The sequence below is a fragment of the Ruegeria atlantica genome (genome assembly GCF_013033965.1).
Lineage (GTDB): Bacteria > Pseudomonadota > Alphaproteobacteria > Rhodobacterales > Rhodobacteraceae > Ruegeria > Ruegeria atlantica_D.
The window spans coordinates 455,466-481,115 of sequence record NZ_WQFE01000003.1 but is presented as its reverse complement, the minus strand read 5'-3'; the positions used below and the strand labels follow the sequence as shown (position 1 = coordinate 481,115).

Here is a 25,650-nt window from a genome sequence, read left to right as displayed (position 1 = left end):
AGACCATGTATGACGTGCAGAAAATCCGCTCGGACTTTCCGATCCTGTCTCGGGAAGTAAACGGCAAGCCGTTGACCTATCTGGACAATGGTGCATCGGCACAAAAACCGCAGGCCGTTATCGATGCGGTGACGCGGGCTTACTCCGAAGAATACGCGAACGTTCATCGTGGCCTGCATTTTCTGTCCAATCTGGCGACCGAGAAATACGAGTCCGTCCGGGGAACCATCGCTCGTTTTCTTGGCGCGGGGGGCGAGGATGAGATCGTCTTGAACTCAGGCACGACCGAAGGGATCAATCTGGTCGCCTATGGCTGGGCCATGCCGCGCATGCAGGCCGGGGATGAGATCGTGCTGAGCGTGATGGAACACCACGCAAATATTGTCCCCTGGCATTTCCTGCGCGAACGTCAGGGCGTTGTCCTGAAATGGGTCGATGTCGACGCCGACGGCGGGCTGGATCCGCAGGCGGTGATCGACGCAATCGGCCCCAAAACTAAGCTGGTTGCGGTAACGCAGTGTTCGAACGTGTTGGGCACGGTGGTCGACGTCAAAGCGATCACAGAAGGCGCGCACGCGAAGGGCGTACCGGTGTTGGTTGATGGCAGCCAAGGCGCCGTGCACATGCCCGTCAATGTCGCCGATATCGGCTGCGATTTCTATGCAATCACCGGGCACAAGCTTTATGGCCCTTCGGGGTCGGGTGCGATTTACATCAAATCCGAACGCATGGCCGAGATGCGCCCCTTCATCGGCGGTGGCGACATGATCAAAGAGGTCAGCAAGGATCAGGTGATCTACAACGATCCGCCAATGAAGTTTGAGGCCGGAACACCCGGTATTGTCCAGACCATCGGTTTGGGTGTTGCGCTGGATTACATGATGGATCTGGGGATGGAAAACATCGCCGCGCACGAAGCCGATCTGCGCGACTATGCGATGCAAAAACTGACCGGTCTGAACTGGTTGCAGGTTCAGGGCACGCGCCCCGACAAGGCCGCGATTTTCAGCTTTACGCTGGATGGGGCAGGGCACGCGCATGATGTCTCGACCATTCTGGACAAGAAAGGTGTGGCCGTCCGTGCTGGTCACCACTGCGCCGGACCGCTTATGGATTTCTACGGTGTCACTGCGACTTGCCGTGCAAGCTTCGGTTTGTACAACACCACGGATGAAGTCGACATACTCATCGACGCTCTGGAATTGGCACACGATCTGTTTGCATGAAACCTGTCCGTTCCGGGTGGATTTGCAGTTGCGCCCGGATCGGAACAAGGTTAGCTAACGGCCAAGGCACCTGTAGCTCAGTTGGATAGAGCGCTGCCCTCCGAAGGCAGAGGCCAGAGGTTCGAATCCTCTCAGGTGCGCCATTTCTGAACAGAGTCGCTGGCATGCTGTTCCGTGTTGCGCTTCCGGGGCCACAGGTCTTTTTTAGCTTCTCCGCGGAATTGAAGACTTTTTTGCAGTGATCGCGGAACCATGCCTGAGCTCTGGCAGGATTTAACGTTCCCCAAAGTTCTATTGTTAGATTGATGAGCTTTCCGTCCGGCGCTTGATGGATTGTCAAAACAGATGTCTGGATGCTGAATGAGCAACTAAATCAGCACCATTATTAAATAGGCAGCGAATGCTACTACGATGGAAAACACAACCACCGGGGGTGGGTTTTTAGTATTCTTGAATTCTCGTCGAAACGAACCGGCGTGGTATGCCAAATAAAGCGCGGCACCCAACAAAAAAAACGCTACGATATTGGCGACAACCGAAATCATTACTCTCTACCCTACCGTCTCAGTATACCTCTTTTTTGGAAATACCCCTTTCAATATCGTTCAAGTTTTTCTCGTGTCCCAAACATGTACAGGAAAATACGGTGCGTTTTTTCGATAGAAGGATGGTTTTGATGTCGTGAGAACGCCTTCGATCGACCAATTTCCGGTTCGAACGGTGCGATGGTCGGCAAGCTCATTTTTGGGTAAAATATGTGATTGGGGCGTAAAAAAACAAAGAGCGCCCAAGGGCGCTCGTTGTTGCTAAACAGATAGCGGGACTTTTAGCCGCCCCAGCTGCGAACCTCACCGCAATCCATATGGACAAAGTTCGAGCGGTAATATTTGCCAACGCCACCAGCGCGGCAGGACATGGCCGCTTTAGCCATCTGAGAAACGGAACGGGAGGACAGGCGCAAGTCGGCAGCCTGGCCTTTCATGTGCAACGAGTTCTTGGCCACGCGGCGCGAACGCGATCGCAGCATTGCATTAGTTTGAGGGGAACGGTAGCCGGACAAAAGCGTGTAGGGTTCGTTCACGTCCAGCAGGTTGTGAGAGGCCGCCATGATGTCGATGGTGCGCAGGTCCATGGACTTGCTCTGGTCCGTACGCCAGTCGCGCATGAAGTGGTTCACTTCTTTGACTGCATCTTTGATGTATTTGCCGTCCACCCAATAGATCATATCGATCCGTTCGCCGGTACGACCTGAATACATGCGAATGCGGCGGATATCACCGCTGCCGCGCAAAAAACCTGCTGCATTGGAATAAGTCGGTGCTGCTACAACTGCTGTTGCCGCGAATGCGCCCAGTAGGGCACGCCGGGTTAAACCCGATGTACTGCTCGTGGTCATTTTTGTTTCGTCCCGTACTGTTCCTGCCTGCACACGATGTTACGCGCGCGATCTTAATTTTTTCCCATCCCAGATGCGGGATTTATGACACAGTCCGAAAAGGCAGCCAAGAAATCTTTCACATTCATCTTTTCAAGGGGGAATTTTCGGCGATTTTTTGCGCAGGTGATGCAAATCGGTATAATATTGAGGAATTTAGCCGTTGGCGCTGCGCGGCCGATGCAAACGCGCATCAGGCTCGGATAGATGGTTCAAATTGATGTATTTGTGAATGGACAAAAGGTCCAGCCGAAAACCATATTCGTTCAGAACGCGCCTCAGAACGCGCAAAGTATTGAATAATCAGGGTCATCCCATGCGAGCATTTTATCGGTTGCCTAAAAGTCTTATCTTCGCCGCTTGTGTTTCGGCGTCAGCCTCTGTGGCAAGTGCCCAGTCTGCACCTGGGACGGCCTTCCAGATGGCTGTGGCCGAGTTTGCGCCCGCCGGATCGGGCCTTGCTGAGTTTTATCGTTCCAACGCGTTTGCGCCGGTCTGGGTCGGCGACACGCCTGAGCACGAGGCCCGCAGGGCGCGGTTGGTTAAGGCGTTATCGTCCACGAAGCTGCATGGTTTGCCTGAAGGGGCCTATGACGTTCAGTCGATTGTGTCACAGATGCAGGACGCCAGATCGCTGCGGGATTTGGGTGCGGTTGAAATCGCGCTGAGCAAGGCGTTTGTCAGATACGCAAATGATCTGTACTCGGGCGCATTGCGTCCTTCTCAGATCGACGATGGGCTGGTCCGCAAAGTGTCGCGCCGTTCGGCCGATGATCATTTGCAGGGCCTGCTTGCTGCCGAGGGTGACGCGTATTTTGATCAGCTGGCACCGCAGTCCACTCAATACCGCGCGTTGATGAAGCAGAAAATCGCGCTGGAGGCTTTGGTAAACCAAGGCGGCTGGGGCGCTGGTGTGCCCGCGGACAAGCTGGAATACGGCGATGCCGGTCCCAATGTAATTAAGCTGCGTAACAGATTGATTACTATGGGGTATCTCAAACCAACGGCTAGCCCCGATTTCGATGAAGCGATGCTTGCTGCCGTCAAGGATTTTCAACAATCGCATGGCCTGGCCCCAGACGGTGTCGCCGGTCAGGGGACCATCGCCGAGTTGAACCGAACGGCGTCCGAGCGGTTGAAGGCCGTGTATGTTGCACTGGAACGCGAGCGTTGGTTGCCGCGCGAACGGGGTGAGCGGCACATTCTGGTGAATCAGGCGGATTTTTCAGCAAAGATCGTGGACGATGGCCTGGTCACCTTTGAAACCCGTGCCGTGATTGGCAAGAACGTGCATGACCGACGCAGCCCCGAGTTCTCGGACGAGATGGAGCATATGGTCATCAACCCAAGTTGGTATGTGCCGCGCTCGATCATCACCAAGGAATATCTGCCAAAGCTGCAGTCAAACCCGAACGCCGTCGGTCACATCCAGATCACTGATCGTAGTGGCCGTCTTGTGAACCGTGGAGCGGTTGATTTTACTCAATTCAACACCAAGAATTTCCCATTTGCCATGCGTCAACCCCCCAGCAAAAGCAATGCGCTGGGGCTGGTGAAGTTCATGTTCCCCAACAAGTACAACATCTATCTGCATGATACGCCTCAGAAATCTCTGTTTGCGCGTGAAACGCGTGCGTTCTCGCACGGGTGTATTCGTCTGGCGCAGCCATTTGACTTCGCTTATGCGCTTTTGGCCAAGCAGGAAGAAAATCCGAAGGCATTCTTCCAGCGGATACTGGCGACGGGCAAGGAAACAACTGTTCAACTTGAACAGCACGTTCCAGTCCACCTGATCTATCGTACGGCCTATATCGGCCCGAAGGGAGACGTCCAGTATCGCCGCGATGTGTATGACCGGGATCGGAAAATCTGGGATGCTCTGCAGAAAGCAGGGGTGGCCCTGCCGGACGTTCAGGGGTAATCACCGGGGGCAGGTCCTAAATCCGGGAAGCCCGTCATGCAGTACACTATTAAGCAAATCGCCGAAGCCTTGGGCGCGGAAAGCCAGGGCGATCTTAGCGTCACCATAGAGCGTGCTGCAGAACCGGCTGATGCCGGACCGTCAGATTTGGCAATGGCAATGTCGCCGAAATACGCAGATGCGCTCAGCGCGGGGGCAGCCCGTGCTGCTGTTCTGTGGGAGGGTGCGGATTGGCAAGCCTTGGGGCTTAAGGCCGCAATTTTCGTGCCGCGCCCACGCATGGCGATGGCTGGGATCACCGCGATGCTGGATCGCGGGCAGGGGGTTGAGCCGGGTATTCACTCCTCGGCCGTTATCGACCCGACGGCGGAGATCGGTGAAGGTGCTTCGATCGGTCCGCTGGCAGTCATTGGCGCGCGTGTGCGCATAGGTAAAGGCGCGATCATCGGACCTCATTGCGTGATCGGTATGGATGCCGTTCTTGGGAACGACGCGGTTCTGCGCGAGATGGTGAGTATCGGGGCTCGCGCTCAGATCGGTGATCGTTTCATTGCGCAACCGGGTGCGCGGATCGGTGGAGATGGGTTCAGCTTTGTAACACCCGAGGTATCCGGTGCCGAAAACGCGCGCAAAACCATGGGCGATCAGGGTGAGGTTCGCGCCCAAAGTTGGCTTCGTATCCATTCGCTGGGTGCCGTTGAGATCGGCGACGATGTCGAAGTTGGCGCAAATTGCACCGTTGACAATGGGACAATTCGGAATACGCGTATCGGCAATGGCTCAAAACTCGATAACCTGGTTCACGTCGGGCACAACACACGCGTCGGACAGGATTGTCTGCTGTGTGGGCAAACCGGCGTGTCCGGATCGGTCGAGATTGGAAACAACGTTGTGTTGGGCGGGCAGACCGGCGTCGTGGACAACATCTTTATCGGTGATGGCGTGATTTCGGGCGGGGGCACAAAGATCCTGTCCAATGTGCCCAAAGGGCGTGTGATTATGGGCTATCCGGGCATCAAAATGGAAACGCATACAGACATTTACAAAGCACAACGTCGACTGCCGCGATTGGCACGTGACGTTGAGGCGTTAAAAAAGGTTGTTTCCAAATTGCCTCCGAGCGATTAAATCACCCTCAACAGAATAATCAGAGGATCGACATGAGCATCAGCGACCGCGTCATCGCAATTATTGCAGAGCAGGCCGTGCTGGAGCCGTCGGATGTGACACCCGAGAGCACGCTTGAAGATCTGGGTATCGACAGCCTTGGTCTGGTCGAGAGTATTTTCGCCATCGAGGAAGAATTCGATATCTCGATTCCGTTCAATGCCAACGAGCCGAGCGCCAGCGACTTCGATATCTCGAATGTTGCGGCAATCATCGCCGGTATCGAAAAGCTGGTGTCGGAGAAGGTCTGACATATTCCCATGAAACGCGTCGTCATTACCGGGGCCGGTACAATCAATTCACTGGGCCATTCGGTGCCTGATACGTTGGATGCTATGCGCGAAGGGCGCTGCGGTATTTCTGCGCTTGAGTTTCGGGATGTGGAAAGGCTTGCGATCCAGATTGGCGGTCAAGTTCGCGGGTTTGAAGCCGAGGGTCGTTTTAACCGCCAGCAAATGACGCTGTATGATCGGTTCACCCAATTCACTTTGACGGCTGCGAAAGAGGCGATCGATCAATCCGGGATCGAATTCCACGGTGATCTTGCCGCCCGTTCGGGCGTTGTGCTGGGCACAGCAGGTGGCGGCGTTTCGACCTGGGATGACAATTACCGTTCCGTTTATGAGGATGGCAAAAACCGGGTTCACCCGTTTGTCGTACCCAAACTGATGAACAACGCCGCGGCTAGCCACGTCTCGATGGAGCATAACCTCAAAGGGCCTAGCTTTACGGTGTCGACGGCCTGTGCTTCGTCCAACCACGCAATGGCGCTGGCGTTCCAGATGGTCCGCAGCGGGGCTGCTCCGGCAATGTTGACCGGTGGTTCGGAATCCATGTTGTGCTTTGGTGGCGTCAAAGCCTGGGAAGGGCTGCGCGTCATGTCCAAGGACGCCTGCCGCCCATTCAGCGCGAATCGCAATGGCATGGTGCAGGGCGAAGGTGCAGGTGTCTTCGTGTTCGAAGAATACGAGCACGCGCGCGCCCGTGGGGCCGATATCCTGTGCGAGGTTGTAGGCTTTGCCATGTCGTCAGATGCCTCGGATATCGTCATGCCCAGCAAACAGGGCGCTGCACGCGCCATGTCGGGCGCGCTGGCCGATGCTGGTTTGAGTGCGGACAGTGTTGGATACATCAACGCGCATGGCACCGGCACCGCAGCCAACGACAAAACAGAATGTGCGGCAGTGGCCGACGTGTTTGGCCCTCATGCGGACGAACTGATGATTTCGTCGACCAAATCGATGCACGGCCACTTGATCGGCGGCACTGGTGCTGTCGAGCTTTTGGCCTGTATCATGGCGCTGAGGGATGGTGTGATTGCGCCAACCATCGGCTATGAAGAACCGGACCCCGAATGCGCGCTGGACGTTGTTCCGAACGAGGCCCGCGAGGCGAAGGTGGACGTGGCGTTGAGCAATGCGTTTGCTTTTGGTGGGCTGAATGCCGTTCTTGCGCTTAAGCGCGTCTAAGCTCTGACAAACTAACAAAAGACGCCGCCGGTAATACCTGGCGGCGTCTTTTTTGCGAACATTTAGTTCGGCAGTACTTCGAGGCCGTCAAAGCTTGCAGTGAAGCCCGCCAGTGAAACTTCGAGTTGCAGCAATTGATTGGGGGCAAGAACCGAAACAAGCGAAAGGGTCGCTTTGGTTCCGGCCTTCATTGCGTCTACGTCGCCTTCGGTAAAGCCCAGCTGCGCAACACAGCCAACGGGGTTACAGTGGTGGTAGTCGTAACGCTTGCCCGGAGCACCGTCGACCGACAGTGCCAGTTGTGCTTGCAGCATCGTTTCCAGTGGCACAACCACAGTTGCGCCAGCAACGGCGGCGACACCTTCAGGCAATCTTTCCAGAGTGATTTCTGCAATCGGCTGGCCTTGCTCGCCGGTCAGGATCTGACGCATCGCGCAGGGGTCTTCTTCGGCATCGGTCTTGATGCACAGGATCGACCAATCTCCTTTTTCTTCCTTGATGTATTGCTCGCCGAGACGCGGACCGGTTTCACCCAAGTCCAGGTTGCTTCCGGCCTCGGTTTGCGAGGTCTCGGGCTGTTGTTCGGTGTCCTGTGTCGTTTCCTGAGCGTACGCGGCCCCGCACCACATGGCAGCGGAAATCAGGCTGACGGATAGGGTGTTCTTGATCATGAATGCCTCGGCAATGTGTTGGACTTTTTCATTCGTCTATCACCCTTGTCCGACACTGTCAGGGGCTAAGGTGGATCATTTCATCACGTGAACGGTTTTTCGCCGTAGACAGGGAAATGACGTGCGACCGCACAAATGACAAAGGGAGCCGGTGGAGCGGCTCCCTTCGATATAATTTTCTCCCCGTCGGACTGGCCGACTTAGTTATGCGCAGACGTTACGAAAGGCGGGCGCAGCGGTCAACTGCTAACCTGAATTTTTAATGTAATGGCCATGATTTGTGAAAAAAACCGCGCCCGAAGGCGCGGTCAGTCGACAGGGAGGAAATATGCCGCCCCGTAACCTGAACCACGAAGGCAGCAATTAGACTTTCGCAGATAAAGGTTAACTTTGTATGCTGGCTGCAGATCGGTGGATATAAGGCCTTACACTCATGGACGAAAACATATTCTTGGGCGGCGCTGGGGACGGTTACAGCCAACCGCAGTCGTTGACGCTGAAATATGCCAACCGCCACGGCATGATCGCGGGGGCGACCGGAACCGGGAAAACGGTGACACTGCAAATTCTGGCCGAGGGCTTTTCCCAGGCCGGTGTTCCGGTTTTCCTGTCTGACGTCAAAGGGGACCTGTCTGGTCTGGCGAAGGCGGGCAGTGAAAACCACAAACTTCACCAAGCGTTTCAGGATCGGGCCCAGCGGATCGGTTTTGCCGATTACGTGTATAGTGCATGTCCGGTCACATTCTGGGACCTGTTTGGGCAACAGGGGCATCCCGTTCGCACAACCGTGACCGAGATGGGGCCGCTTTTGCTGTCGCGCCTGATGGATCTGAGCGAAGCGCAGGAAGGCATTCTGAACATCGCGTTCCGGGTGGCCGACGAAGAAGGCTTGCCATTATTGGACCTCAAAGACCTTCAGGCGCTGCTGGTCTGGATCGGGGAAAACCGGGCGCAGCTGTCATTGCGTTATGGCAATGTCTCGACCTCTTCCATAGGGGCCATTCAACGGCGACTGCTGGTGCTCGAGAACCAGGGCGGGACCAAATTGTTTGGGGAACCCGCGCTGGAACTGGCCGATCTGATGCGGGTGGATGAAAACGGGCAGGGCGTCGTGAACATTTTGGCGGCAGACAAGTTGATGGGTTCACCGCGCCTTTATGCCACTTTCCTGTTATGGCTGCTCAGCGAGTTGTTCGAAGAACTGCCCGAAGTCGGAGACCCGGACAAACCCAAGCTGGTGTTCTTTTTCGACGAAGCGCATTTGCTGTTCGATGATGCGCCCAAGGTTTTGGTGGACAAGGTCGAGCAGGTCGCACGGCTCATTCGGTCCAAAGGGGTTGGCGTTTACTTCATTTCGCAGAGCCCTGCGGATGTTCCAGAAGATATTCTGGGACAGTTGGGTAACCGGGTTCAGCATGCCCTACGCGCATTCACGGCACGGGATCGTAAGAACCTTCGGCTTGCTGCCGAAACCTATCGTGAGAACCCTGCCTTCGACACCGAACAGGCGATCCGTGAGGTCGGCGTGGGTGAGGCCGTGACGTCCATGCTGCAGAAAAAGGGTGTGCCAGGGATCGTTGAACGAACCCTGATCCGCCCGCCCGGATCGCAATTGGGTCCGATTACCAAGGCCGAGCGGAAGGCATTTATAGATGCCTCAGCAATGAAAGCGAAATACGGGACGTTGAAGGACCGGAAATCGGCCTTTGAAATTCTACAGTCCCGCGCCGATGCGGCGGCTAAAGCGGCGGCAGAAGCCGAGGAACAGTTGGAAACCCAATCTACGGCTGAGCGTGAGTTTGCGACAGCCAGGCGCTATTCCGGCAGCCGGGTAGGACGGTCAACCTCTCGTGCGATGCGCAAGCAAGACACGTTTGCTACCGCGATGAGCGAGGCTGTGATTAAAGAGCTGAAAGGAACAACCGGACGCCGCATCGTCCGCGGAATACTGGGCGGTTTGTTCAAAGCCAGATAAGTTCGGCGCCGGGCAGGAACCTGCTGCCCGGCGCGCAATCTGTTACTTCAGACGGCGCTGGCCTTCCTGCCGGCAATAGGAATCTGCCTCGGGAACTGACATTTTGGTTGCCGGGAAGTCGATCGCCCGATCCCATGTCACACGGTCCTGACGGTACAGTTGGCAGGTGACCACACCTTTGGGCGTTTGCACCTGGACCGGAGTGGTTTCCAGATCTTCCGGTGTGGGAATACAACCGGCCAGCGTAACCAACAGCGGAACGATAAGGATTGTTTTTGTGAGGGAATTATTCATGTGCACTCTTCTTATACTCGTAGATTTCCCGAATGATCGCGGGCCAGGCATCAATTTAGCGTAAATACTGGCCAAAAAGAGGGCTGGATCAAGGCGGTACTGGGCTTCGTCTAGTCGGTATATCCCACAAAATCAAGAAACCGCACCAATCAGTTGGCGCGGCTTCAAGATTTGATGGTTTGTGATCCTACTTTTCCGGGATCAGACCCCTCGGACTGAACCTGAGAACAACCAGCAGTATAAGCCCCATTGTGAACAGGCGCATATGCGCAGCGCTTTCGATCAAATGAGATTTGAGGGCACTGCCATCGGGCATGCTTGAGGTGATCAGGTTCATGAACCACAATCCCATCGGCTCGACCTGAACCCACAGAAACCAGATCAGGAACGCGCCCAGAACAGCGCCGAAATTGTTACCCGATCCACCAACGATGACCATCACCCAGACAAGGAAGGTAAAGCGCAGTGGATTATAGGTTCCGGGCGTTAACTGACCGTCCAGAGTTGTCATCATTGCACCCGCAATGCCGCAGATGGCCGAGCCGAGCACGAAGATCTGCAGGTGTCGCCGGGTGACGTCTTTGCCCATCGCCTCGGCTGCGACCTCGTTGTCCCGTATGGCGCGCATCATGCGGCCCCAGGGACTTTTCAACGCCATCTGCGCCATCCACAGCAGGACAAGCAGAACGATCATGAACAGCAGCGAATAACCCAGTTTGACCGAAAGGGTGGATGCAATGACGGGATCCAGCCCCAGCCAATCAGCCCGCGCAACAAAGCCGGGATCGTTTTGAAGTTCGACTTCGTAACCAACGACAGGTGAGGGGCGCGGGATGCCGTAGACGTTCTTGACGCCTCGGGCCAGCCAGTCCTCATTCTTCATAACTGCGATGATGATCTCGGCAATGCCCAACGTTGCAATCGCGAGATAATCCGAGCGTAGACCCAAGGCGGTTTTGCCGATCAGCCACGCTGCACCAGCGGCGAGAAGACCGCCTGCAGGCCAGGCAAGCAGGACCGGCAGGTTAAGACCGCCAAGATTTCCGGCAATGGCCGGGTCAATGGCCTCGACCCCGGCGACGCTTGGATCGAAAACGGCGCGGTAGACAAAGAACCCGACGATCAGAATAGCGATAATCGTCAGGGTTTGGGTACGGCCCTTTGGCATTCGGGTTGCAACCAGAACAGCCGCCACAACCGTCGCGGCGCCCAACAACAACGCTAGGACAATTCCGTAGCCGCCTGAAGACCAAGCTCCGGGTGTTGTCGGGGTCGAAACCAGCACAACCGCCAGTCCGCCCAGCGCGACAAATCCCATAACGCCGACGTTAAAGAGGCCCGCAAACCCCCATTGAAGGTTCACCCCAATCGCCATAATGGCCGAGATCAGCCCCATGTTCAGGATCAGGATCGCAGAGTTCCAGCTTTGTGTGAAACCGGTCAGCAGGATCAGGCCGCCGACGACAACGAAAAGCAGCGTGTTTTTGACGTATTCGGTCATACCGCTTTTCCTTTAAACAGGCCCGTAGGCTTGAACAGAAGCACGATCAGCAGGATGACAAAGCTGACGGCGAATTTGTAATCGGTGGACAGGAACTGAACCAAACCCGACGGTGCCAGACTTTCCGGTGCAATGTACGTGAGCACCTTTTTCCAGGCATAGGTGATGGTGACCTCGGAGAAGGCGATGATGAAACCGCCCGCGATGGCCCCCAACGGATTGCCAAGTCCGCCGACAATAGCGGATGCGAAAATCGGCAGCAGAAGCTGGAAGTAGACAAACGGTTTAAAGCTTTTGTCCAACCCGTAGAGAACGCCTGCCGTGGTTGCCAGGGCCGCAACGATAATCCATGTGATCATCACCACGCGTTCCGGGTTGATACCGGACAGCAGCGCCAGATCCTCGTTATCGGAATAAGCCCGCATCGACTTGCCCGTGCGGGTTTTGTTGAGAAACCAAAACAGCAGCGCCACCGCAACAACAGCAACTACCAATGTGATGCCCTGAGAGGTTTTGATCGCAAGCCCTTCGCGCAGTCCGGTCATGGCCTTGAAATCACGGGCAGATACGATGAAACGCGCGCCGTCCGAGAACCGTTGATCATCCGGCCCGATGATGAACCGAACAAGACCGTTCATGATGAACATGACGCCCATCGACACGATCACAAGGATCACTGGTTTGGCCTTTTGTTCCCGATAGAACCGATAGACCAATCGGTCGGTTATCAGAACCAGAACGATACAGCCCAATATCGCAAAGGGCAGGGCGAGCAGGGCGGTGGGCAGTGGGCCGAAACTCACCCCGGCGGCTTGGAGGCCCCATGTGACCAGCACTGCGATCATCGCGCCGAAGGCCATCGTGTCGCCATGGGCAAAATTTGAAAATCGCAGTATGCCGTAGATGAGTGTGACCCCAAGCGCCCCAAGCGCCAACTGACTGCCGTAAGCAACCGCAGGCACGATGACAAAGTTTGCCAGCGCGACTAACGCATTCAATAAGTCCATTTGATCGTCTCGTTCTTTCGGGTGCGGCTTTATGGCATGCGTTTTGCCATTTGCACAATCATTCCCGCGTCTTTTCTGGCGTAAAACTGGGAAATTTATGACCCGGAAACGACAATGTCGGCGCTGGTCCGTTCGCTGTTGACTGTGCCGTTATGTTTGGGCGTGCTCAGGCGGGGCTTATCCGCCTGAACGGTTGTTACTCGGCTATCCAGTGGCGCGGATCAGATGCCGTCAGTTGATCACGCAGGTGCCGCGCTCGTTACGGCTGTTGGCGCCAGTTGCCCGGATCGCAAGCACGCCGTTTTCGTCGTTTACAGTGTAGCCAACGCTGCCTCCACCGGTGATTTGCATGAACTCATGTGCGCCAAGTCCTTTGTACACGAGCAGCTCAGCCGCCTCGCCATCAATGGTCAGGGTTCCTTTGGATTCACCCTCGATACGTTTCAATGTGATCGTTTGAGAGGTGCCTGCAGGGTTACATTTGCCGGACTTGCAAACTTCTTCAATCTGACACTCGTAAACAAACTCAGCCCCCGGCGTTTTCTGCGTTGTGGCCTGCGCAACAGCGGGCAGGATCAAGGCAGCAAGAGCAGCCAGATATTTCATATAAGATCTCCTAAAAGGTGTTGGCCAACAGATCGGCCGATTTGTTGTTGAACCAGCTCTGGAATGGCTTGGTTTCGGCGCCTCACTAGGTTGGGAAAATGGCGAGAATTGATCCGTCCGGGGACAGAATTCTGAATGTCAAAAATCTAAGCTGTTTAGCGTGGCTGGAATTATGCATTGAAAACTCAGGAATTATTCGGCCTCGGCGGAATTCAGCAGCTTCGACACCGGTGTGCGTGCCGAATTTTCGCCACATTTCAATACTTTGCCTGCAACATTTGCGGACACTTTGGCTTTCTGAGTTGAAACAATCAGATTCGTGGGCAGCTCAGATTTCAAGTAAGCAAAGGGTTTTTTAGCCAGCAAGCTTCACACAACCTCAAGATGAGGTGATGCGCGCAGTCAGACGCTTTGATCCATGAGAGATGTCCCTAGTTTTTCACTATGGCTCGCATGGCTGTGTGCGGCCCGACTTACAGAATACGGATCACGTTGCGGCGCAAACCCAATTGGTCCGGGGAACAGAAAGGCAAGAAATGAAAAACGTGACGATTTTGCTTTTGGGGCTGGCAGTGCCGGGTATTGCGGTTGCTCAGAACGATCCTCTGAACGGTGAGGATTTCGTGGTGAACTGCGTCTCGGATAGTACGGGCAACGCGGTGACGCTGGCGCGGTCTGGTGCAACCGACAAGGGGTTCATTGTGACCGATGAGGTCAAGGGCGAGGCCACGATCATCGGCGGGCTGAACTCACTGACGTTTCTGCACATCATGGACAAGGATGTGGTTACCTTTGTCGTGGACTTTGAGAATCTGAATTATGATATGTCGATCAAGGGCCCACATGCTGCGCAGGACTTTGGGACTTGTGGTGATCCGATAGGATAGTCGAAGGCCGACCTCATAAGGGCGAAGGCAGGACCATTGAGATGCGTTCTGCCTGCTCCGTATCACACCACTAGTTGTTAACTTTGCACCTGCCAAGTCCTGTCAGACTGATGCCTTTGCCTGTAAATACATGAGTTGTGTAGGCGACAATGCCGTCTGCAAATACGCTGAACGTGTACGAAGCGGAGCGGTCTTCATCCCATCCATGTGCTGTCATAAGATCTTCAGAAACCTGAACCACTTTCAGGTGCGGCAGCCCACGACCTCCCAGATCAATTCGAAGCCGATCGGAGTCCAGTTTCTCAAATTCGAAATCCATGCCATTACCTGTCTTTGTAGTTTGACATGGGTGCGTGTTTGCACATGTGAATTCGAGCGTACATTTCGTAACTTCACCAGCGAACGCGTGCTCGCCTACCAATGCCAGGATCGTCGAGGCAACTAAGGACTTCATCTTACCCGCCCAAGAAACTCTTCCGAACCTCAGGATCAGCCAACAGTTCCTTGCCCGTGCCGGTATAAGCATTCCGCCCCTGAACCAGCACGTATCCCTTGTCCGCGATCTCCAGCGCCTGACGGGCGTTTTGCTCAACCATCAGGATCGGCAACCCGGTGCGGGACACCTCGATGATCCGGTCGAACAGCTCATCCATCACGATGGGCGAGACACCAGCGGTCGGTTCGTCCAGCATCAGGACCTTCGGCTGCGTCATCAGAGCGCGGCCGACGGCGACCTGCTGGCGTTGGCCGCCCGACAACTCTCCGGCCGGTTGGTTGCGTTTGTCGCGCAGAATGGGGAAGAGGTCATAAACCTGCTCCATCGTCTGACTGATGTCGTCGCGGCGGATGAAGGCACCCATCTCGAGGTTTTCTTCGACTGTCATCGACGTGAAGATGTTCGAGGTCTGCGGCACAAAGCCCATACCTCGGATCACGCGATCCTGCGGGGTGAGGTTGGTGATGTCCTCACCATCCAGCCGCACCGCGCCCGAGCGGACATCCAACATGCCAAAAACGGCCTTCATTGCGGTGGACTTGCCAGCGCCGTTGGGGCCGACGATCACGGCGATCTCACCCTTGTCGACGGCGATCGTGCAGTCGTGCAGGATATCCGGCCCTTTGCCGTAACCGCCGGTCATCGTGTCGCCGATCAGGAAGGGGCCGCCTTCAACCTTATGCGTTTCGCCGCTTTTCGTGTGCGCAGGCGTCATGGTGCCAACCCCGTGGGTATTGGTAATCGAGGCGTCCTTGTTGCCCTTGTCATCCTGATAAGGATTGTCGCTCATGCCCCGGCCTCCAGCTTGTCTTTGTTTTTCAGGCCAGTGCCTAGGTAGGCCTCGATCACGTGCTCATTCGCCTTGATCTCGTCCAGAGTGCCTTCGGCCAGAACTTTGCCCTCGGCCATACAGATGACCGGGTCGCAGATCTTGCCAATGAAATCCATATCGTGCTCGATGACGACGAACGTGTAGCCGCGTTCTTTGTTCAGGCGCAGAATTGTGTCGGCGATGGTCATAAGCAGGGTGCGGTTCACACCTGCGCCGACCTCATCCAGAAACACAATCTTGGCGTCGACCATCATGGTGCGGCCGAGTTCCAGCAGTTTCTTCTGACCGCCTGAGACCTGACCCGCCTTGTGATCTGCCAGATGTTCGATGGTCAGGAACTCCAGAACTTCATCCGCCTTGGCCTTCAACGCGCGTTCCTCGTCAGCAATCCGTTTGCGGCCAAACCAAGTGTTCCACAGCGACTCGCCGGATTGTGCGCCGGGAACCATCATCAGGTTCTCACGGCATGACATCGAAGAGAATTCGTGCGCGATCTGGAATGTTCGCAGCAGACCCTTGTGAAACAGGTCATGCGGGGGCAGGCCGGTGATTTCTTCACCATCCATGAACACTTTGCCGCTGGTCGGCGGCAGGACGCCCGCGATCACGTTGAACAGAGTGGTTTTTCCCGCTCCGTTTGGCCCGATCAGACCGGTGATCGAACCTTTTTGGATTTCCAGCGATGCCCCATCCACCGCGTGAAACCCGCCGAAATGCTTGTGCACGTCTTCGACGACGATCATCTTTTCCCCTTGCCGCCGTTTTCGGCGTTGTTGTCCCATCCCCGAAACCGAGGTGCGGCCTTTTTTCACTGAAACAGCCCGGGCACAAGGCCCGGGCTGCTTGATTTTATGGCGTTTTGCGCCGGATCAACGGAAGTTGACGGTCTTGTTCTCGCCGTCGGTCACTTCGATCTCACGGTAGGAACCCGCGCTTTCGCCAGGACCGATCAGCTCAACACCCGATGCGCCGACATAGTCGATGTCCTGACCTGCGGCCAGCAACTCCAGACCTTTGGCCAGCTCACCCGGATAGATCTTTTCACCCGGAGCGTTTGCTACGTCCATGATCTTGGCGCCGTACTCAGCCGGGTTGGTCGAACCTGCGGCCTGCATGGCCAGCATGAACAGCGCCGCAGCGTCGTAGGATTCAGGCGAGTAGGGCGAGGAGCCGTCGAAACCTGCGGCTTCGGCCATGGCAAAGTACTTCTCAGCACCTTCACCGCCGGAACCTGCGATCTGACCAAACGAGCCGTTCAGATCGGGGCCAACATTGGACGGCAACGAGTCACCGATCATGCCGCCGGGCAGACCGAATGTGTCAAACGCGCCGCTGTCCAACGACGACTGAATGATGCCCAGACCACCCTGGTCCAGGTAACCCGCAACGACCAGAATATCGCCACCAGCAGACGCCAGCGCTCCAACTTCGGCCGAATAATCAGCCTTGCCGTCTTCGTGCGCGGCAACGATGGTCACTTCACCACCGGCTGCTTCGAACGAGGATTGGATCGCGTCTGCCAGACCCTTACCGTAGTCGTTGTTGGTGTAGGTCAGTGCGATCGAGTTGATGCCGCGGTCTTTCAGGATGTCCGCCATCACTTCGCCTTCGCGCGCATCCGACGGGGCGGTCCGGAAGAACAGACCGTTGTCTTCCATGGTCGACAGGCCGGGCGAGGTTGCAGATGGCGAGATCATGACCATGCCATTCGGAATCGCAACGTTCTGCAGGATCGCGCCAGTGACGCCCGAGCAGTCGCCGCCGATGATGCCGGCAACGCCGTCAGCGATCATGCGTTCACCGTTCGACGTGGCCAGACCATTGTCGATGCAGCCGGTATCGGCACGCGATGCACTGACCTTGGAACCATCCAGCAGTTTGCCGGAGTCGGTTACTTCGGCGATGGCCAGTTCCGCACCCGAGCCCATGGCCGGTGCCAGCGATTCAATCGGGCCGGTGAACCCGAACAGAACGCCCAGAGTGACGTCTTCGGCCAATGCCGGACCAGCCAGCAGCGCGGATGCTGCAGTTGCAGTAAGCAGCTTTTTCATATGGTTACTCCCTAATTGGAACGTATTCGTTCTGGGCAAGACCCTAGGCAAGCTGTCTGGAAAAGAAAAGTCCTAACGCAAATGTGTTTTTGCCAAGAATAAACCTATTTGTTTTGATGAGCTTGTCACGTTTTGCCGGAGTTGGAGATTCTCATGTTCAGAGCTGCCGCGATTCTGGTCCTGTCGGTTTTTGCTGGCCCGATCGGCGCCGATACCCTGCAAACCTCAGCCGGGACGGTGCAAGTCACGTCTATGGTCGAGGGGTTAGACGCACCTTGGGCGATTGGGCTTTTGCCTGATGGTGGGATTTTGGTGACTGAGCGGGACGGAGAGCTTTTGTTTGTCTCGAAAGGCAAGGCTAAACGCGTTGCCGGTGTGCCCAAAGTCGCTGCGAACGGGCAGGGCGGGTTACTGGACATCACTGTGGCGCGGGATTTTGTACGAAGCCGCGAAGTATTTCTAACCTTCTCCAAACCTCAGAGCGGCGGCGCCGGAACAGCGGTTGCCGTGGCACGTCTGTCCGAAAACGGGAGCCGGTTGAACAACGTGCGGGTCATATTCGAGGCGGTTCCTGGCGGCTCGACCAGTCGGCACTTTGGCTCGCGCGTGGTCGAAGCACAGGACGGAACGCTGTTCGTGACGATCGGCGATCGTGGCGACCGCCCGACTGCGCAGGACAGATCAAATCATATGGGCACCGTCATTCGTATCAATCGGGATGGTTCTGTGCCCACCGACAATCCTTTTGTGGGGCAAGCCGGAATTCGGCCCGAGATCTGGTCATACGGTCACCGCAATCCGCAGGGCGCCGGGTTAGACCGGCAGGGGCGCTTGTGGATTTCAGAGCATGGTGCGAAAGGCGGTGACGAGGTGAACCTGATCCGTCCGGGCCGGAACTATGGCTGGCCGGTGATTTCCTACGGCGTCCACTATTCCGGGCAAAAGATCGGCGAGGGCACCTCGAAACCCGGACTGGAGCAGCCAGAGCATTATTGGGACCCGTCTATCGCACCGTCCGGTTTGTTGGTCTACTCCGGAAAATTATGGCCCGAGTGGCGAGGTGATGTGTTTGTCGGCTCGCTCAAATTCGACTACATCGCTCGCCTTGAAGGATCACCGTTGCGCGAGGTTGAGCAGATCAAAGGTGCCGAAACGGAACGTGTGCGTGACATTGTCGAAGCCCCTGACGGTGCGATCTGGTTCATTTCGGTCGGGCAGGGGGCGGTTTACAGGTTATCGCCGTCCAGATAGTCAATTCCTGTTACAATTTATTGGGGTGCTCCATGAAGCAAATTTTAACTTTGGTCGTCGCGTTGTTTTGTGCGACGCCTGCTTTGGCGGAAAACTTCTCATCTTATGAGGCCTACCAAAGCATTCTCGATAAGAAGATGAAAAATCGGGAATTCGCAAATGTGGTCCGGGAGATGGGGGGAGCAGACGAATACTCTGAACAAGAGCTTGCGCGCATCCAAATTCAATTGCGTGAGGTGGCCCCGTATTACCTGACAAACGCGGATATTGTGAAACGCGTTGAACTGGAAAACGGCTACTCGCAAGAATTGCGAGCCTATTGGAACGACAAAAACAGTTACATCTTCCTATATGCCTTGCTTCACCAACGCGATGACGGGTTGGTGCCTATCCAGTTCTACATTAACACCAGCCCTGAGGAACTCTTGAAGAAGTTCTGAAGATCTTAAACGGACAACCGCCCGCTTTGTGCGCCACGCTCGCGATAGGGCGTGGTGTTGTAATGCGCCCGGTAGCATTTTGAGAAATGGCTGGGCGAAGCAAAGCCGCAGGCCAAAGCCACGTTGATCACACTCATATCCGTCTGCATCAGGAGGTTGCGCGCTTTGTGCAGGCGCAACTCCATATAGTAGCGTTTGGGAGACCGGCTCAGGTACCGGCGGAACAAACGTTCCAGCTGGCGCGTGGACATTCCGACATCCTTGGCCAGAATCGAAGGCGAGATCGGTTCTTCGATGTTCTTTTCCATCATCAGGATAACCTGGCTTAGCTTGGGGTGACGCACGCCAATTCGGGTCGGGGTCGATAGGCGCTGTGTGTCCTGATCGGTGCGAATGGAAGAATAGATCATCTGATCCGCAACGGCATTCGCCAGATCCTCACCATAATCGTCGGCAATGATCTTCAGCATCAGGTCGATCGAAGACGTGCCGCCCGCCGTTGTCATACGGTTGCCATCGATCTGAAACACGGATTTTGTCAGCTCAACCTCGTCGAACTCTTCGATAAAACTGTCCGAGTTTTCCCAGTGGATCGTCGCGCGTTTACCGTCCAGTAACCCAGCCTTAGCCAATGTATAAGCCGCAGTACACAAGCCACCGATCCGCAACCCGCGACGCGCTTCGCGGCGGACCCAGTTCAGAACTTTCTTGGTAGTCGCCAACTGAACGTCCACGCCGCCGCAGATCAGAACGACGTCGTCACGCTGCAGTTCATTCAAATCGGAATCCAGTTTGAATGTGGTTCCGGCCGAGCAACTGACGGTTTCGCCACTTTCACCTGCAAGCGTCCACGTATAGAGCTGCTTATCCGCCATGCGGTTTGCAATCCTCAGACTGTCCAGTGCCGAGGCAAAAGACAGCAGGGAAAATTTGTCCAAAAGGACAAAGACAAAATGGCGAGGATTGGCCTCAGTGCCTTCCACTGTGACAACTTGGCGTTGCTCTTGCATGGCTTGGTGTCCTTGATTCGGCGCGTTGTAACGTTGCGTCCGGCGTCGGTGTTGCCAGCCACCATGATCAAAGCTTGTTTGCGCCGTCAAGAGGTTCAAATCGCATATGGTCAGTCTTCAATGCATTTTGTATAGAGACGACCTGACTACTTCAGCGGAGATCAAAGCTATGACCGAATGGCAAAAAACGAACTGGCGCAACAAGCCCCGGGTTCAGATGCCAGATTATACCGACGCGGCCGCGCTGGCCAAAGTCGAGGCTCAGCTTTCACAGTATCCCCCGCTGGTCTTTGCTGGCGAAGCGCGGCGTCTCAAGCAACATCTTGGCGCCGCCGGTCGCGGCGAGGCATTCCTATTGCAGGGCGGGGACTGTGCTGAAAGCTTTGAGCAATTCAGCGCGGATGCAATTCGCGACACCTTTAAGGTGATGCTGCAGATGGCGATGGTTTTGACCTATGGTGCCAAGGTGCCCGTGGTCAAAGTTGGCCGTATGGCGGGCCAGTTCGCCAAGCCGCGCAGCGCACCGACCGAAGTTCTGAACGGTGTCGAGCTGCCCAGCTATCGCGGTGACATCATCAACGAACTGGCCTTCACGCCCGAAGCCCGTATTCCGAATCCCGGCAAGATGCTGCAGGCCTACACGCAGGCCGCCGCGACTTTGAACCTGCTGCGCGCTTTCTCGACCGGCGGTTTTGCCGATATGAGCATGGTGCATTCGTGGACTTTGGGTTTCACAGATGAGCAGGACGTTCAGAAATATTCCGAAATTGCAGACCGCATTCAGGACACCATCGACTTCATGAATGCCGCCGGGATCACGGCGGACACTACGCATGAGTTCTCAACGGTGGAGTTCTACACCAGCCACGAAGGTCTGCTGCTGGAATATGAAGAGGCGCTGACCCGTCTCGATTCGACTTCAGGTAACTGGCTGGCTGGGTCCGGCCACATGATCTGGATCGGCGACCGCACGCGGCAACCGGACGGCGCGCATGTCGAATTCTGCAGTGGCGTGTTGAATCCGATCGGTCTGAAATGTGGCCCGACTACAACGGCCGAAGACCTCAAAGTTCTTATGTCCAAGCTGAACCCGGAAAACGAAGAGGGCCGTCTGACCCTGATCGCCCGATTTGGTGCCGGCAATGTAGGTGAGCACCTGCCACGTCTGATCAAAGCCGTTAAGGAAGAGGGCGCCAACGTCACCTGGGTCTGCGACCCGATGCATGGCAACACGATCAAATCGGCCACCGGTTATAAAACCCGGCCCTTCGACTCGGTCCTGCGTGAAGTGCGCGATTTCTTTGGCGTTCATCAGGCTGAGGGGACGATCCCCGGCGGTGTGCATTTTGAGATGACCGGTCTGGACGTCACCGAATGCACCGGCGGCGTGCGGGCAGTGACCGAAGAGGACCTGTCGGATCGCTACCACACAGCGTGCGATCCGCGTCTGAATGCAACGCAGTCTTTGGAGCTGGCGTTCCTGGTCGCGGAAGAGCTGACCAACCTGCGTCGCAATGGAAGCAAACGCGCGGCCAGCTAGGATCATTGAGCGTAAAAGGAAAAGGCAGGCCACGTTGGCCTGCCTATGCAGTAAATGTTGAAACGACACGAGCCATAGCTTTGTCGGCGGGTTGTTACCGAGCGTTTTGTCTCGAAGATTGCTTCGAGAGTTTTCCCCAATCCTGAAAACCGGACAGTCGCAAGACGCCGATCATCAACCGCTTTGCGGAAAGTTCTGTCGTTCAGTAGCTTTGATTATGTGAACCGTTTTTGCCACCTGACACAACGTTCTGCATCCCGCTTTTCGTAGTCTGCCAATGCTTCCTCGAGGCTTTTCTCGAAATCTGCTTCAGCATCTCCTCCAATTGCCGTCAGCCGCATTGAATACCATGCAGTGACGCCACCCGGCGTTGTTGTCTCGAACCGAGGAAAATCTGGGTCAATGCCGGTTCCACCCAGCCACGTTTTTGCAAGCGATGGGTTAAGAGCCATTGATCGAGCCAAGCCGACAGCGTCTGCGGCACCGGTCTCGATAGCGGAAACTGCTTCTTTCCGGTTTTTGAACCCGCCTGTCAGCATGATCGGGATAGTTGTGATCGCCTTTGCGCGTCTGGCAAAATCAAGGAAATACGGGCCCGAAGAAGAAGAAGTGCCTTCGGAACTGGAGGGTGCGCCAGGGAAGTAGGTACCTCCACTCACGTCGATCAGGTCAATCGATGCTTTGGCAAGCAACTCGACAACTTCAAGCGCCTCTTCTTCGGTCAGACCGCCAACCAATTTATCCGTTGCATTGATCCTGATGCCGACGGGAAAAGCAGGTCCAACAGCTCGCCGCACAGAATCAATTGTCTCGCCGATAACTCGGAAGCGATTGGCAACGGAACCGCCGTAGTTGTCTTTTCTCTGATTGAATAATGGGGAGAGAAACTGGCTAAACAGGAAGCCATGACCGGCATGTAGCTGCACACCACCAAACCCTGCTTCCTGCGCAAGAATTGCTGCCTGCGCGAAGGTGCCGGGTAACTCCTCGATATCGGCAACCGTCATCCCTTCGCATTTCAACCCCTCTACACTCAGAGGGGATGGTCCTTTGGGCCTGCTTATCGGCCGGTGTGAGAGAGCGCCAGCGTGACCAAGCTGGGGCCAGATTTGTGCACCATTGGCTGATCCCCGCGAGGCAAGTTTCGACAGTGCTTCCAAATCGGCGTCCGGCGCGAGAACAAGGTTTCCAGGCTTCTCCGGGAACAGTGGCGTTGCTTGCACCTCGCCGATAACGCTTAAAGCTGCGCCACCTTCTGCCCATCGTTCATAGAGCCGTATCTGAGCGTTGGTGGCATTTCCCTCGCCATCTCCGAGGCTGTCCGACATTGCTGACTTGACCAACCGGTTCTTTAACTGCCCACCGCATGGCAGAGTCAGGGATTGCCCTAAGGTTGCCTTTGCGTTTTGATCTTCTTGGGCCATGCCATCATCGTTTCGCTATATTTCGATTTATCGTTTTACTTGTGGACCTTTGTCACCTTCGAAGAATAGCAAGCCCGCACTACGTCTTCAGGAGTTCGTCTTGGAATGCGGTTAGGAAAGCCTGGATGTTTTCCTCGTCACGCCGATAAAACGTCCACTGACCATGGCGTTCGGCGATCACGAAACCCGTCTGTTTCAGCAACCCCATGTAGTTCGATATTGTGGATTGAGATAGCTGGGCTTTTTCCTGGATATAACCTACGCAAACACCATCCAATCCATCATGTTCGGGCAATGCTGGCGGAAAGTTTGAGCGGTCTTTGAGCCATTCCAAAATCTTCCTCCTGATCGGATTATTCAGCGCTGCTATCGATCTCTCTAAGTCCATAATTCGAAATATCTCGATATTAAGCGTGGGGTCAAGAAACCATTGCAGGAATGCTCAAGATCACACTTGAATTCTCCTCAATTTAGGCCCGCAAAGAGATCTGCGTGGACATCTGACCAAAATAGTTGGAAGTCCACTTCTCGAAACACAAGAATTTCTGGATGGGACATGGCCGGATCCTCGTTTCAGCAATTTCAGCTTGGGGTGGGCCTTATTGGCCTGCCGTTCTTAGCTTTCCGACTCAGTCGTCCCGCGACACGACCAGCCGCAGATGGGAGCCGGGGCGATCAAATTTATCCTGTTCTTCGGCGAAACCAACCTCGACTTGCTGCGGTTGGTTCTGTGGCACCCGCACATCCGTCACCGGGCGCAGATTGGTTTCTGTGATCGTGAACCGTCTGGGTGTTGCGCCGATTGCGCCGTCGCTGACCATCACCCCGAGAATACGGCTGACATCACCCAGATCGCTTTTCAGCGGCAGCAGAAGCATGCGGGCCTGCAGTTGCACACGTCCCAACCGCCCCGATGATTCAAGGTGAAGATTGGCAATTGCAGGTTCGGCGAAGACTTGTTCGGAAACGGCCTTGATCTGATCTCGCGCCGCGGGATCAAAAAAAGAGGTCAGCGGCATGCCACGCACTTCCATCCCGGCCAGCTTGTTCAAATGGCTTCCGGCCAGACGGAACCTGGCCAGGCCGGGGGCAATGCGTTCCAGAACGAAAGTATATTCCAGAATGTTCTCAAGTCCGCGCGGGTCGATTTGCGACCGCATGGGAACGCTGTCACCTGTCAGAAGTGCGGTCCAATATGCCTCGGCCTGCCGGATGGGCGAAAGGCTGCGCCCGCTATCAAAACGATCCATTGCGACGATCTTTCCACAACTTGACCCGAAACCGTTCCCGAAAAAGGTTCTCATCACTATCACCCTGGCGTCTATCGACCGTCATTTTCCTAAAGTGCGAACTACCGGGAACACTCCGCGGAGACCAGCGTTCGCAGGTATAAGATTGACGCGGGTTAATTCAATTTTGGAGCAAATCTTTAACGAATGGTTAACGTCTGGCGGACAAAGGCAGAGTCAGCAAACTCTTGCCCTGTACGCGCAGTTCGCATTAGGTGCGCCCAGCGAACTGAAAACGGGCAGCTACGGAAAGGGCAGGCATGATCAAATCCATGACGGGTTTCGCCTCGGGCAAAGGGGCGTTTGGGCCGCATAGCTGGACGTGGGAATTGCGCAGTGTAAACGGCAAGGGGCTGGACATGCGCCTGCGCGTTCCAGATTGGTTGACAGGCCTTGAGGCCGCGTTGCGCGCCGCGATTTCGAAACAGCTGAGCCGGGGTAATGTGACCCTGTCCCTGCGCATCAGCCGCGATGAGACGCAGCCAGACCTTGTTCTGAACGAAGCAGCCATGGGTGCCGTTCTTGAGGCCGTCGCGCGGACGCAGGAAATGGCCATCGCGCGCGACGTAACGCTTGGACCTGCGACGGCCGCTGATCTGATCTCGCTCAAGGGTATGTTGGATGCGGGCAGCGATGTTGACGATCCCGGTCCTTTGGTTGGTCAGCTAACGGCTGAGTTCGGCAGTCTGCTGAGCGACTTTATCGAAATGCGCCAGTCCGAGGGCCAGGCGCTGGCGACCGTTCTGGACGAACAACTGTGCCAGGTGGCCACCTTGACCGCTCAGGCAGCGGACCTGGCCGAGCAGCGCAAGGACAAGATGGCCGAGGCGCTGCGGGACAATCTGGCGCGGGTGTTGGATAACGCGCAGGGGGCCGATCCCGACCGCGTTGCGCAGGAACTAGCGCTGATCGCGGTCAAGGCTGACATTACCGAAGAGATCGACCGCTTGAAAGCGCATGTTGCGGCAGCGCGGGATCTGCTGGCGCAGGATGCGCCGGTCGGGCGCAAGCTGGATTTCCTGATGCAGGAGTTCAACCGCGAGGCCAACACCTTGTGCTCGAAAGCCCAAAGCGCGGACCTGACAGCGGTAGGCCTTGAGTTGAAGGCCGTAATCGATCAGATGCGCGAGCAAGTGCAGAACGTAGAGTAACCACAGG

At 55.8% G+C, this 25,650-nt stretch carries 25 protein-coding genes and 1 tRNA gene; 12 read left to right on the top strand and 14 right to left on the bottom strand.

Going from position 1 to position 25,650, the window contains the following annotated elements; translation table 11 throughout:
* The first annotated feature begins 5 nt into the window (after positions 1-5).
* Positions 6-1,226, top strand: a complete 1,221-nt coding sequence (locus GOW16_RS08735) for a cysteine desulfurase (protein ID WP_170413298.1) — start codon at positions 6-8, stop codon at positions 1,224-1,226.
* Positions 1,227-1,292: 66 nt separating this feature from the next.
* Positions 1,293-1,369: transfer RNA gene (locus GOW16_RS08730), tRNA-Arg, on the top strand.
* Between the two features lie 683 nt (positions 1,370-2,052).
* On the opposite strand, the gene GOW16_RS08725 is transcribed toward GOW16_RS08730, so the two are convergent.
* Positions 2,053-2,622: a YcbK family protein gene (locus GOW16_RS08725; RefSeq protein WP_170413296.1), complete on the bottom strand. Its 570-nt coding sequence runs from the start codon at positions 2,620-2,622 to the stop codon at positions 2,053-2,055.
* Between the two features lie 355 nt (positions 2,623-2,977).
* Here GOW16_RS08725 and GOW16_RS08720 point away from each other — a divergent pair, with 355 nt between their 5' ends.
* The 4 genes from GOW16_RS08720 to GOW16_RS08705 are packed head-to-tail and all read left to right on the top strand — an operon-like array spanning position 2,978 to position 7,218.
* Positions 2,978-4,582 (top strand): L,D-transpeptidase family protein, encoded by a 1,605-nt coding sequence (locus GOW16_RS08720; protein WP_170413294.1) that lies wholly within the window; start codon positions 2,978-2,980, stop codon positions 4,580-4,582.
* Positions 4,583-4,618: 36 nt separating this feature from the next.
* Positions 4,619-5,710, top strand: a complete 1,092-nt coding sequence (gene lpxD / locus GOW16_RS08715; protein WP_170413291.1) for a UDP-3-O-(3-hydroxymyristoyl)glucosamine N-acyltransferase — start codon at positions 4,619-4,621, stop codon at positions 5,708-5,710.
* A 32-nt stretch (positions 5,711-5,742) separates the two neighbouring features.
* Positions 5,743-6,000, top strand: a complete 258-nt coding sequence (locus GOW16_RS08710) for an acyl carrier protein (protein WP_170413288.1) — start codon at positions 5,743-5,745, stop codon at positions 5,998-6,000.
* 9 nt (positions 6,001-6,009) lie between these two features.
* The gene (locus GOW16_RS08705; protein WP_170413285.1) at positions 6,010-7,218 is read left to right on the top strand and encodes a beta-ketoacyl-[acyl-carrier-protein] synthase family protein; all 1,209 of its coding nucleotides are present in this window, start codon (positions 6,010-6,012) and stop codon (positions 7,216-7,218) included.
* Between the two features lie 62 nt (positions 7,219-7,280).
* Here GOW16_RS08705 and GOW16_RS08700 read toward each other — a convergent pair whose 3' ends face one another.
* Positions 7,281-7,889 (bottom strand): invasion associated locus B family protein, encoded by a 609-nt coding sequence (locus tag GOW16_RS08700; RefSeq protein ID WP_170413282.1) that lies wholly within the window; start codon positions 7,887-7,889, stop codon positions 7,281-7,283.
* A gap of 433 nt (positions 7,890-8,322) precedes the next feature.
* Here GOW16_RS08700 and GOW16_RS08695 point away from each other — a divergent pair, with 433 nt between their 5' ends.
* Complete coding sequence (locus GOW16_RS08695; RefSeq protein WP_170413280.1) at positions 8,323-9,864, top strand: helicase HerA-like domain-containing protein; 1,542 nt, start codon at positions 8,323-8,325, stop codon at positions 9,862-9,864.
* A gap of 42 nt (positions 9,865-9,906) precedes the next feature.
* Here the strand turns inward: GOW16_RS08695 and GOW16_RS08690 are convergent, their stop codons facing one another.
* The 4 genes from GOW16_RS08690 to GOW16_RS08675 all read right to left on the bottom strand — a co-directional run bounded on the left by GOW16_RS08690 (position 9,907) and on the right by GOW16_RS08675 (position 13,272).
* Positions 9,907-10,158, bottom strand: a complete 252-nt coding sequence (locus GOW16_RS08690) for a hypothetical protein (RefSeq protein WP_170413277.1) — start codon at positions 10,156-10,158, stop codon at positions 9,907-9,909.
* Between the two features lie 187 nt (positions 10,159-10,345).
* Positions 10,346-11,659, bottom strand: coding sequence for a branched-chain amino acid ABC transporter permease (locus GOW16_RS08685; protein ID WP_170413273.1), 1,314 nt, complete (start codon positions 11,657-11,659; stop codon positions 10,346-10,348).
* A complete protein-coding gene (locus GOW16_RS08680) occupies positions 11,656-12,666 on the bottom strand; it encodes a branched-chain amino acid ABC transporter permease (protein WP_170413270.1) in 1,011 nt (336 codons plus the stop codon). Before GOW16_RS08680 ends, GOW16_RS08685 begins: the two co-directional genes overlap by 4 nt.
* 231 nt (positions 12,667-12,897) lie before the next feature.
* Positions 12,898-13,272 (bottom strand): hypothetical protein, encoded by a 375-nt coding sequence (locus GOW16_RS08675; RefSeq protein WP_170413267.1) that lies wholly within the window; start codon positions 13,270-13,272, stop codon positions 12,898-12,900.
* Positions 13,273-13,808: 536 nt separating this feature from the next.
* Here GOW16_RS08675 and GOW16_RS08670 point away from each other — a divergent pair.
* Positions 13,809-14,159: a hypothetical protein gene (locus GOW16_RS08670; protein ID WP_170413264.1), complete on the top strand. Its 351-nt coding sequence runs from the start codon at positions 13,809-13,811 to the stop codon at positions 14,157-14,159.
* Positions 14,160-14,229: 70 nt separating this feature from the next.
* Here GOW16_RS08670 and GOW16_RS08665 read toward each other — a convergent pair whose 3' ends face one another.
* From GOW16_RS08665 to GOW16_RS08650, 4 genes are all read right to left on the bottom strand, one after another.
* Entirely contained in the window at positions 14,230-14,478 is a 249-nt protein-coding gene (locus GOW16_RS08665) for a hypothetical protein (protein WP_170413261.1), read from the bottom strand.
* A 136-nt stretch (positions 14,479-14,614) separates the two neighbouring features.
* The gene (locus GOW16_RS08660) at positions 14,615-15,445 is read right to left on the bottom strand and encodes an ABC transporter ATP-binding protein (protein ID WP_170413257.1); all 831 of its coding nucleotides are present in this window, start codon (positions 15,443-15,445) and stop codon (positions 14,615-14,617) included.
* Complete coding sequence (locus GOW16_RS08655; RefSeq protein WP_170413254.1) at positions 15,442-16,230, bottom strand: ABC transporter ATP-binding protein; 789 nt, start codon at positions 16,228-16,230, stop codon at positions 15,442-15,444. The genes GOW16_RS08660 and GOW16_RS08655 overlap by 4 nt, the downstream gene beginning before the upstream one ends.
* Positions 16,231-16,356: 126 nt before the next feature.
* The gene (locus GOW16_RS08650; protein ID WP_170413251.1) at positions 16,357-17,538 is read right to left on the bottom strand and encodes an ABC transporter substrate-binding protein; all 1,182 of its coding nucleotides are present in this window, start codon (positions 17,536-17,538) and stop codon (positions 16,357-16,359) included.
* Positions 17,539-17,691: 153 nt separating this feature from the next.
* Between GOW16_RS08650 and GOW16_RS08645 the strand changes: the two genes are divergently transcribed.
* Positions 17,692-18,789, top strand: a complete 1,098-nt coding sequence (locus GOW16_RS08645; RefSeq protein WP_170413247.1) for a PQQ-dependent sugar dehydrogenase — start codon at positions 17,692-17,694, stop codon at positions 18,787-18,789.
* A gap of 32 nt (positions 18,790-18,821) precedes the next feature.
* Positions 18,822-19,229 carry a hypothetical protein gene (locus GOW16_RS08640; protein WP_170413244.1) on the top strand — a complete coding sequence of 136 codons (408 nt, stop codon included), beginning with the start codon at positions 18,822-18,824 and terminating at the stop codon, positions 19,227-19,229.
* A gap of 5 nt (positions 19,230-19,234) precedes the next feature.
* On the opposite strand, the gene GOW16_RS08635 is transcribed toward GOW16_RS08640, so the two are convergent.
* A complete protein-coding gene (locus GOW16_RS08635; protein ID WP_170413241.1) occupies positions 19,235-20,239 on the bottom strand; it encodes a GlxA family transcriptional regulator in 1,005 nt (334 codons plus the stop codon).
* 169 nt (positions 20,240-20,408) lie between these two features.
* Here GOW16_RS08635 and GOW16_RS08630 point away from each other — a divergent pair, with 169 nt between their 5' ends.
* Complete coding sequence (locus tag GOW16_RS08630) at positions 20,409-21,779, top strand: class II 3-deoxy-7-phosphoheptulonate synthase (protein ID WP_170413238.1); 1,371 nt, start codon at positions 20,409-20,411, stop codon at positions 21,777-21,779.
* 215 nt (positions 21,780-21,994) lie between these two features.
* Here the strand turns inward: GOW16_RS08630 and GOW16_RS08625 are convergent, their stop codons facing one another.
* The 3 genes from GOW16_RS08625 to GOW16_RS08615 all read right to left on the bottom strand — a co-directional run bounded on the left by GOW16_RS08625 (position 21,995) and on the right by GOW16_RS08615 (position 24,453).
* Positions 21,995-23,203, bottom strand: coding sequence for an oxidoreductase (locus GOW16_RS08625; RefSeq protein ID WP_170413235.1), 1,209 nt, complete (start codon positions 23,201-23,203; stop codon positions 21,995-21,997).
* 79 nt (positions 23,204-23,282) lie between these two features.
* Positions 23,283-23,537, bottom strand: a complete 255-nt coding sequence (locus GOW16_RS08620) for an ArsR/SmtB family transcription factor (RefSeq protein ID WP_254429719.1) — start codon at positions 23,535-23,537, stop codon at positions 23,283-23,285.
* Between the two features lie 295 nt (positions 23,538-23,832).
* Positions 23,833-24,453, bottom strand: coding sequence for a PAS domain-containing protein (locus GOW16_RS08615; protein WP_254429718.1), 621 nt, complete (start codon positions 24,451-24,453; stop codon positions 23,833-23,835).
* A 299-nt stretch (positions 24,454-24,752) separates the two neighbouring features.
* On the opposite strand from GOW16_RS08615, the gene GOW16_RS08610 reads away from it, so the two are divergent.
* On the top strand, positions 24,753-25,643 hold the full coding sequence (locus GOW16_RS08610; RefSeq protein ID WP_170413226.1) for a YicC/YloC family endoribonuclease: 891 nt from the start codon (positions 24,753-24,755) through the stop codon (positions 25,641-25,643).
* Positions 25,644-25,650: the final 7 nt, after the last annotated feature.